This window comes from Enterobacter sp. BWH52 (genome assembly GCF_001037565.1).
Lineage (GTDB): Bacteria > Pseudomonadota > Gammaproteobacteria > Enterobacterales > Enterobacteriaceae > Enterobacter > Enterobacter hormaechei_C.
The window spans coordinates 3,376,385-3,384,768 of sequence record NZ_KQ089854.1 but is presented as its reverse complement, the minus strand read 5'-3'; the positions used below and the strand labels follow the sequence as shown (position 1 = coordinate 3,384,768).

The following is an 8,384-nucleotide window of genomic DNA, read 5'->3' as shown; positions in this document are numbered from 1 at the left end:
CCCAAGGGTATGGCTGTTCGCCATTTAAAGTGGTACGCGAGCTGGGTTTAGAACGTCGTGAGACAGTTCGGTCCCTATCTGCCGTGGGCGCTGGAGAATTGAGGGGGGCTGCTCCTAGTACGAGAGGACCGGAGTGGACGCATCACTGGTGTTCGGGTTGTCATGCCAATGGCACTGCCCGGTAGCTAAATGCGGAAGAGATAAGTGCTGAAAGCATCTAAGCACGAAACTTGCCCCGAGATGAGTTCTCCCTGAGACCTTGAGTCTCCTGAAGGAACGTTGAAGACGACGACGTTGATAGGTCGGGTGTGTAAGCGCAGCGATGCGTTGAGCTAACCGATACTAATGAACCGTGAGGCTTAACCTTACAACGCCGAAGGTGTTTTGGCGAAGAGACAGACACGATTTTCAGCGTGATACAGATTAACAGAATTTGCCTGGCGGCTTTAGCGCGGTGGTCCCACCTGACCCCATGCCGAACTCAGAAGTGAAACGCCGTAGCGCCGATGGTAGTGTGGGGTCTCCCCATGTGAGAGTAGGGAACTGCCAGGCATCAAACAAGAAAAACCCCGTACCGTAAGGTACGGGGTTTTTTGCTTTGGGCGCGGAAAACATGCTGGATGGCGGCTTCCCCTTATCCGGCCTACAATTGTTAAAACAATTTTAACAATGGTGCCGCTTTGACTCGTCCCTTTGATTATCAACAAGATTTTGCCAATATTAATTTTCGCGAACATCCCGAACGGTATCAGGTGGGCCGGGGTGAGCAGGGCGTATTGATGGTCGAGCCTTATAAAAGCGAAATCCTTCCACACTGGCGTTATAAAAATGCTGAAGTCGCAGCGCGTTCGGCAGAAGAGATCTACGCCCTCTTTGAAGAGTACCGCAGGAATAACGATTTTGTAGGTATGGATATGGCGCGTAAATTCATACAGATGGGATACACCCGTGCCCGGCGATACGCCAATCATAAAGGCGGAAAAAAGTATGATGAGAAGCGCCAGGTCAAACCCCTCGATCACGATCCAGTAAAAGCAGAGGCCGCTGCGGTATTCAAAACGTGGTGGGATAAAATTCGTGCCGATGAAGATTATTTGCAGCGAAAAAAGGCTCACCAGCAAGCGTGGGGATAATTACTACGTCCGCTAATAATTCGATACCTGATCGAGTTCACAAAATCCAATGAAACATATTGGAAACATTTTATTTACCTAACGATTCGTTTTAAATCCGGTTTTACTGTTTGTGGGCAATGGCCCGCAATGTGAGACAGGGGATTTTAAAATGACAGAAACCGTAGCCAGTGCAGATACGGATAACACAAGTTTAGCAGGCAAGGATACTCGCCGTCGGGTTTGGGCAATTGTTGGAGCCTCATCGGGGAACCTTGTAGAGTGGTTTGATTTTTACGTCTATTCATTCTGTTCACTCTACTTTGCGCATATCTTTTTCCCATCAGGGAACACTACAACGCAGCTTCTGCAAACCGCAGGCGTTTTTGCCGCCGGGTTCCTGATGCGTCCCATTGGCGGATGGCTGTTCGGCAGGATCGCGGACAGGAAAGGGCGCAAGACATCCATGCTCATCTCCGTATGCATGATGTGCGTCGGCTCGCTGGTGATTGCCTGCCTTCCCGGATATGACACTATCGGAACATGGGCACCGGCGTTGTTGCTGCTGGCACGTCTGTTCCAGGGGCTGTCAGTGGGTGGCGAATACGGCACCAGCGCGACATACATGAGCGAAGTGGCTGTTGAAGGGCGCAAAGGTTTCTATGCATCATTCCAGTATGTAACCCTCATTGGCGGACAGCTACTGGCGTTACTGGTTGTGGTGATCCTTCAACAAATCCTTAGCGATGAAGATTTACGCGCCTGGGGCTGGCGCATACCGTTTGCCCTGGGGGCCGCCCTGGCGGTTGTGGCGCTGTGGTTACGCCGTCAGCTTGATGAAACCTCCCAACAGGAGGTCAGGGCGCTGAAAGAAGCCGGTTCGATGAAAGGGCTGTGGCGTAACCGCAAAGCATTTTTGATGGTACTAGGCTTTACCGCCGCAGGCTCGCTAAGCTTCTATACCTTCACCACCTATATGCAAAAATATCTGGTCAACACCACGGGCATGCATGCTAACGTTGCGAGCGTCGTCATGACGGTGGCGTTACTGGTCTTTATGCTCATACAGCCGATTGTTGGCGCGCTGTCGGACAAAATAGGTCGCCGCACCTCCATGCTGATCTTTGGTGGCATGCTCACCCTGGGGACTGTTCCGCTTTTGACGGCGCTACAGCATACAACCTCTCCGTATGCCGCTTTCGCTTTGATTATGGTGGCACTTATTATTATTAGTTTTTACACGGCAATCAGTGGCATTTTGAAAGCGGAAATGTTTCCCGCACAGGTGAGGGCGCTGGGCGTAGGCCTCTCTTATGCGGTCGCTAACGCCCTGTTTGGCGGTTCGGCAGAATATGTCGCGCTATCCCTAAAGTCATGGGGCAGTGAAACGACCTTCTTCTGGTATGTCACCATCATGGGGGCGCTGGCGTTTATTGTCTCCCTGATGCTGCATCGTAAAGGAAAAGGGATTCGCCTTTAATAATGCGCCATCTGCCAGACGGCGTAGCCGGTTGTTGCCCCGGCTACGTCCCAGGCAAAATCTTTCCAGCTCCAGCCGCTTCCCGAGGGGCGGCTATCCCAAAGTTCTTTTGATGCCCCCAGGCTAATGGAGAACATGAGCCCCATTGTGGCACTTCGATCCCGGCTATACCCCTGGTGCAGCGCATACTCATTACCCGCAGCGGACAACATTGCAGACGCCAGAAAGTGTTGAGCTTTATCCTGACCCGACCAGTTATCATTAGCCATATGGCTGCAACCGGTCAGGAAAAGAGGGATTATCAGGAAAGGCGTACGCATTAACAGACTCCATAAAAAAAGCCCCGTCGATGACAGGGCTCGTGTATTACAGAATGCGGCTGATGAGGCGGTCGATACGGATCCGACGTAGACGGCGAATCAGCTTGCGAACTTTCACCGGATAATCAGCGATGCTTTGCAGATCGCGATAATGACGAACCACTGTGGTATGCGTGCGTATAAGCTCCAGCTCACGATCGCGTTTCGCGGCTAACGCATGCTGAGGATCATGAATAAGGATGGCGTTTTCCAGATCCAGACGCCAGGCGCGTGGGTTCAGGTTATTACCGGTCAGCAGCATCCACTCATCATCCACCCACATCCCTTTGAGGTGATAGCTGTTGTCTTCATCTTTCCAGAGACGCACAACCAGCTGGTCCGTGTTCACATAGTACTGTAAACGGCTCAGGAAGCGACGCAGGTTAATCTCATAGAGATAAGGCAGTGCGCCGATGATCTTGAAAGGCTGATCTTCCGGAATGAAAAAGTCATTTGCCGTTTTATCCCCGACAATGATTTCCACCTTTTTACCATCACGCAGCAGCTGAATGATATTACGCACCAGAACGGCGGGAAGGTTAAAGTAAGGGGTGCAGATGGTGAGCTTATGTTCAGCGCACGGCATCAAATGAAAGATGGTCTTGTTCAGCAGGCTGGATTTCCCCAGGCCTACCAGGGGCGTAACGGACAGTTCTTCATTACTGGCATCACCCTGAAAACGATAAACCGCATCGCGCAGTTCCTGGCGGAAGGAGCGAACGTCGTTTTTGATTTCCGGGCTTTTCGGGCGATGAGGATCGTCAAGACGGTGCACACCCCGACCATGAACCAGGTTTTTATCAACCCAGTTGAACATGATGTCAGCCATCTGCGGATTGCGGATCAGATGGTAGCGATCGTAGCGGTATTTATCGAGCTGATGGAGATACACATCATTCAGGCTGGCGCCGCTATAAAGGACGCTGTCATCAATGATAAATCCTTTAAAATGAAGAACGCCAAGCGCTTCACGGGTATTCACCGGTACGCCATACACCGGGATATCAATCCCCGGATTTTCCTGGGCCGTGCGGCAATACCAGTCAGCATTGGTATTCGAGGCAGCCGCACCAATACGGCCACGCTGAGCACGGTGCCAGTCTACCAGCACGCGAACATCCAGTTCCGGACGCTGACGTTTCGCTTCATAGAGCGCGTTCAGGATCGCACGCCCACCTTCATCTTGTTCAAGATAGAGCGCCACAATGCAAATACGTCGCGTAGCGCTGGCAATCTTTTCAAGAAGCGTCTCCCGGAAATGAGCGGGAGCATAAAAGAACTCTACATCATCAACTGACTGAGAAATCTTCGGTAGTTGAGCAAGGTGTTGTTGATGTTTATTACGCTTAAATTTTGACAACATCACAGTGCGTTTCTTCTCTGTTCATTGAAGGGTTGTCTGTACCAGGCAAACAACATAAGCGGACAATGATACCCCAGTGCCGGTAAAAGTGGGTAACATTTCCAGCAGCTTACTCTTGTTTATCCGTCGAAGTCAGGCTGAGGGACAGAGAGACAATGCCTTCATCCAGCTGGATATCAACGTCAAAACCGAGCTTCCGCGCCAGGGTCACCATACCCCGATTGTTTGGCATAGTAATGCCATTCAGGCGTGACAATCCGTGATCGCGCGTATAACCAATGAGTTTTTCGAGCAGCCGTCTGCCCAACCCCAAACCCTTAAGATCGGAACGCACCAGTACGGCAAACTCGGCATCCACATTATCCGGGTCGGAAATGGCACGCGTCACGCCGAGGATCTCCTCTCCCGCTCCGGAACGGCGGACCGCCACAATCGCCATTTCTCGATCGTAGTCGATCTGGGTCATATTGGCTAAATCGTCATGGGTAAATTCATTGATTTCGCTGAAATAGCGATAGTACAAATCTTCCTTCGTCACCTGCGAGATGAACGCCCGCAGCAGCGGCTCGTCTTCCGGCAGGATAGGGCGAAACAGCGCCCGCTCCCCATTTTTCATCTCCACCCACTCTTCCAGATGAAGAGGATAAGGACGAATGGCGAGACGGCTTTCCGGGTCACCGATATAGGGCGCAATATCCAGCGTCACGTCCAGGGCGGTAAATTCATTTCCGGAGGCAAGAAGGGGGTGAATATCCAGGCGCTGGATCTCCGCACAGTCAACAATGAGGTTGGAGACCTTCACCAGAAACTGGCTTAACCCGGCGATATCAAGCGGCCGCAGAGCGCTTCTCCCGCGGATTTTTTTGCTTTTGATGGCCTGAATAATTAAATAACGCGCCAGGTTCATGTTCAGAGGGGGAAGCGCGACAACCGCCTGTTCTTCTGGCCGCCACTCAACGCCGCCTTCACCCAGCATAATGAGCGGACCAAAAACCGGATCGTGTTCGACAACCACGCGCAGCTCCTGCGCACCTGCACGGTTGGCCATGCTCTGCACCAGCAGGCCGTGGATCCTGGCCTGTGGCCACGTCATTTTTACGCGATCGATAATGGCATCCGCGGCCTGTTGTACTTCTGTCGCGGTGCGCAGATACAGCATGACGCCCTGCACATCCGATTTGTGCGGAATATCGGGAGAGCGCAGCTTCAGCGCGACCGGATAACCAATCTGCTCAGCAATATGTACCGCCTCAGCGCTGTCGCCGGCAATCCAGGTGGGCAGGGTTTGCATTCCATAACTGCCAAGAATGGGTTGTACCTCATGTGTATCAAGAGAAGTGGCGCCCTCTTCGATGGCCTGCTGCAAAAGCCTGTGCACATCCACCGAATTTGCGGTGAGATTGCCCGGCAGGGCAGGCGTTTCACGCAGTTGCTTCTGGTTGCGGCGGTATTCAACCATATGCATAAACGCGGTAATGGTGCCCTCTGGGGTACGGTAGGTTGGCAACCCGGCTTCACTAAACAGACGCCGTGCCTCCTGCGAGGAGAATTCGCCGCACCAGTTGGTCAGCAGGGTAACGTATTTACCGCGGGGATGGTTTCGGACCGCCTCAATCAGCGCACGCGCACTTTCGCTGCCTGGCGCAACCGCGCTGGGCGAATGGATAATCATCAGCGCATCAAAGTCCTGGCTATCCAGCAAAATCGTGATCGCCTTAATGTAACGATCGCTGCTGGCATCATCGCGCAAATCGAGGGGATTATCGGGAACAACGCTTCCCGGTAACGCATCCCGCAGGCGCTGGAGCGTCTCTTCACCCAGCGTGGCCAGCTTGCCGTTGCGTAGCCAGAGCTCGTCCAGCGCCAGGGCGGCGGGAGCTGCACCGTTGCTGACAATCATCAGCTTTTCACCGCGCAGGGGGCGCATGTGGCTTAACGTTTCGACGGCGGAAAAAAGCTCGTGCGTATCCTGTACCCGCAGTAAACCGGCGCGCTGGATCGCTGCATCCCATGCGGGATCCATCCCGGAACGGGAATGTAGCAGGCGCTGAGCCGCGGGGCTGCGCCCGCTTTTGATGACCAGAATCGGTTTATTACGTGATGCGCTACGCGACGCCGACACAAAACGACGGGCGTCGCTCAGGTGTTCAAGGTAGAGCAGGATAGCGCTGGTTTTGCTGTCACGCGCCAGGAAATCCAACAGCTCATCGACGTCAATGTCCAGGCTGTCGCCGAGGGCAATGAAATAGGAAAAGCCCATCTCACGCTGCTGCGCCCAGTCGAGGATGGTATTGGATACCGCTGCCGACTGTGAAATAAAGGCCAGTTTGCCTTTACGGATCGGAACCGGGGAAAAACTGGCATTCAGCCCTTGCCAGGGCGCAAGCAGACCGAGGCTATTTGGACCAAGAATGCGCATCTGGTAGCGGCTGGCGCAGGCCAGCAGTTCGGGCTGCTGTTCAGGAGGCGAGGAAAGAATAATGCAGGTTTTACAGCCTTTCTGACCGAGCGACTCAAGCAATTCGAGGTTTCGTTTCGCATGCGTACAGAGCACGGCGAGGTCGGGAACAAACGGTAAACTTTGCACCTCCGGCCACGCCAGCACCCCCTGTACCGCCTTATAAGCGGGCGTAACGGGCATGACCGGGCCGTTAAATCCGCCAGCCAGCAGATTGCGCATCATCAGATACCCTGCGCGGTCCGGTTTCATCGAGGCGCCAATAACGGCAATGGATTTCGGACGGAGTAGCGCTTCTAACCCTCTCTGGCTCATGCAGGCCTCCTGTGAATGCAAGCGACCTGATGATTTTAAACGCTTTCTGCCTCAGTTGCTGTGACACTACCCTTATGAACGGTTTTTCCCGCAAGATAACGTTCGCGGAAGCAGGAGAAGTGACTGCCCAGCGCGCCGGCCGCCTGGGTATCGCCCGCCAGATCCAGTAGCGCTATGGCGACTTCAGCGGTGCAATATTGACCGTCGGCATGCGCTTCACGCAAGCGATAGGCCGAAACACGCGACAGATCGACGGAAATCACCGGCAGCGCATCAAGATAAGGGCTTTTGCGAAACATCTTTCTTGCTTCGGTCCAGGTGCCGTCGAGCATAATAAACAGCGGCGGCTTACCGGATGGTGGCGCCGTAAGTACCTGACGTTGTTCGCCTGCATATGATGCCGGGAAAACGACCATGGGCTGATAGTCCGGGCTTGCCACCAGGTCGAGCAGAGCCTGAGGTGGCTCAGTGCGCGACCACTGAAACGCTGCGGTGTTGGGTAGAATATCGGCGATCAAACGCCCTGTGTTGCTGGGCTTCATCGGTTCGGTATCAAACATGACCAGACAAAAGCGGCTTTTCGCCTCGCTCGGCGCAAGCGTTTCGCACAGACACACTTTCAGCGGTAAAAGGCAGCGCTGGCAGCGGCGAATACGATTGCCTCGGGCCAGAAAAGGGCGGGTGGCGCGCGCAAGGCGCTCGGCGCGTAATTGAAGTACAGCGTTATCAGTCATGGGCGAAAAGGCAGGAAAAACCCCATTTTCGCAGAGGAGAGAACGGGGCACAAGATATGCCCCGCGAATGTTACAGGGATTCGTTTAACCAGCTGTCGAAAGGCGCTTTTGGTACTGCACCATTGAGCATGTCGATCACTTCACCATTTTTGAAAATCATAATGGTTGGAATGCTGCGAATGCGAAAACGGGCGCTGAGTTCACGTTCCGCTTCGGTATTCACTTTGACAAAACGTATTTTCCCGCTGCGCTCTTCAGCTACGTCTTCGAAGATGGGCGCAAAGTTACGGCAGGGGCCGCACCACGGTGCCCAGAAATCGACCACAACAGGCAGATCGTCCTTGAGGAGTTTGTCCAGCGTAGCACCCGTCGCGTTAATGACATCGCCATCAAATAATTCGTGGCCACAACGCCCGCATTTCGCACCGTCATCCATCCGATCGTCCGGAATGCGGTTTAAAGCCTGACAGTTGGCACATACGGTATTCATAACTAACCTCTGATAGAGCCGTGGAACAACGGCAGAACGCCGATAATGTTTCTGATATGTTACATATTATCAG

At 53.5% G+C, this 8,384-nt stretch carries 7 protein-coding genes and 1 rRNA gene; 3 read left to right on the top strand and 5 right to left on the bottom strand.

What is annotated here, in order from left to right; translation table 11 throughout:
- The first annotated feature begins 436 nt into the window (after positions 1–436).
- The 3 genes from rrf to SK47_RS15950 all read left to right on the top strand — a co-directional run bounded on the left by rrf (position 437) and on the right by SK47_RS15950 (position 2,592).
- A 5S ribosomal RNA gene (rrf, locus tag SK47_RS15960) occupies positions 437–552 on the top strand.
- A gap of 128 nt (positions 553–680) precedes the next feature.
- Positions 681–1,133 (top strand): DUF4385 domain-containing protein, encoded by a 453-nt coding sequence (locus SK47_RS15955; RefSeq protein ID WP_006811623.1) that lies wholly within the window; start codon positions 681–683, stop codon positions 1,131–1,133.
- A 151-nt stretch (positions 1,134–1,284) separates the two neighbouring features.
- Positions 1,285–2,592 carry an MFS family transporter gene (locus tag SK47_RS15950; protein WP_003860741.1) on the top strand — a complete coding sequence of 436 codons (1,308 nt, stop codon included), beginning with the start codon at positions 1,285–1,287 and terminating at the stop codon, positions 2,590–2,592.
- Here SK47_RS15950 and SK47_RS15945 read toward each other — a convergent pair.
- From SK47_RS15945 to trxC, 5 genes are all read right to left on the bottom strand, one after another.
- Positions 2,589–2,912, bottom strand: a complete 324-nt coding sequence (locus SK47_RS15945) for a YfiM family lipoprotein (RefSeq protein ID WP_003860739.1) — start codon at positions 2,910–2,912, stop codon at positions 2,589–2,591. The two genes, SK47_RS15950 and SK47_RS15945, sit on opposite strands and share 4 nt — an antisense overlap.
- A 46-nt stretch (positions 2,913–2,958) precedes the next feature.
- Positions 2,959–4,314 (bottom strand): CDP-diacylglycerol--serine O-phosphatidyltransferase, encoded by a 1,356-nt coding sequence (gene pssA / locus SK47_RS15940; RefSeq protein ID WP_026094276.1) that lies wholly within the window; start codon positions 4,312–4,314, stop codon positions 2,959–2,961.
- A 109-nt stretch (positions 4,315–4,423) separates the two neighbouring features.
- Entirely contained in the window at positions 4,424–7,087 is a 2,664-nt protein-coding gene (gene pat, locus SK47_RS15935; RefSeq protein ID WP_032659834.1) for a bifunctional acetate--CoA ligase family protein/GNAT family N-acetyltransferase, read from the bottom strand.
- A gap of 35 nt (positions 7,088–7,122) precedes the next feature.
- Positions 7,123–7,821: a tRNA-uridine aminocarboxypropyltransferase gene (tapT, locus tag SK47_RS15930; RefSeq protein ID WP_003860734.1), complete on the bottom strand. Its 699-nt coding sequence runs from the start codon at positions 7,819–7,821 to the stop codon at positions 7,123–7,125.
- A gap of 70 nt (positions 7,822–7,891) precedes the next feature.
- Positions 7,892–8,311, bottom strand: a complete 420-nt coding sequence (gene trxC / locus SK47_RS15925) for a thioredoxin TrxC (RefSeq protein WP_048244659.1) — start codon at positions 8,309–8,311, stop codon at positions 7,892–7,894.
- Between the last annotated feature and the right edge of the window lie 73 nt (positions 8,312–8,384).

Bases quoted from the DNA above. Each gene is read 5' to 3' on its own strand.
- SK47_RS15950 (WP_003860741.1), top strand. From the start codon at position 1,285: ATGACAGAAACCGTAGCCAGTGCAGATACGGATAACACAAGTTTAGCA.
- tapT (WP_003860734.1), bottom strand. From the start codon at position 7,821: ATGACTGATAACGCTGTACTTCAATTACGCGCCGAGCGCCTTGCGCGC.
- SK47_RS15945 (WP_003860739.1), bottom strand. From the start codon at position 2,912: ATGCGTACGCCTTTCCTGATAATCCCTCTTTTCCTGACCGGTTGCAGC.
- pssA (WP_026094276.1), bottom strand. From the start codon at position 4,314: ATGTTGTCAAAATTTAAGCGTAATAAACATCAACAACACCTTGCTCAA.
- pat (WP_032659834.1), bottom strand. From the start codon at position 7,087: ATGAGCCAGAGAGGGTTAGAAGCGCTACTCCGTCCGAAATCCATTGCC.
- trxC (WP_048244659.1), bottom strand. From the start codon at position 8,311: ATGAATACCGTATGTGCCAACTGTCAGGCTTTAAACCGCATTCCGGAC.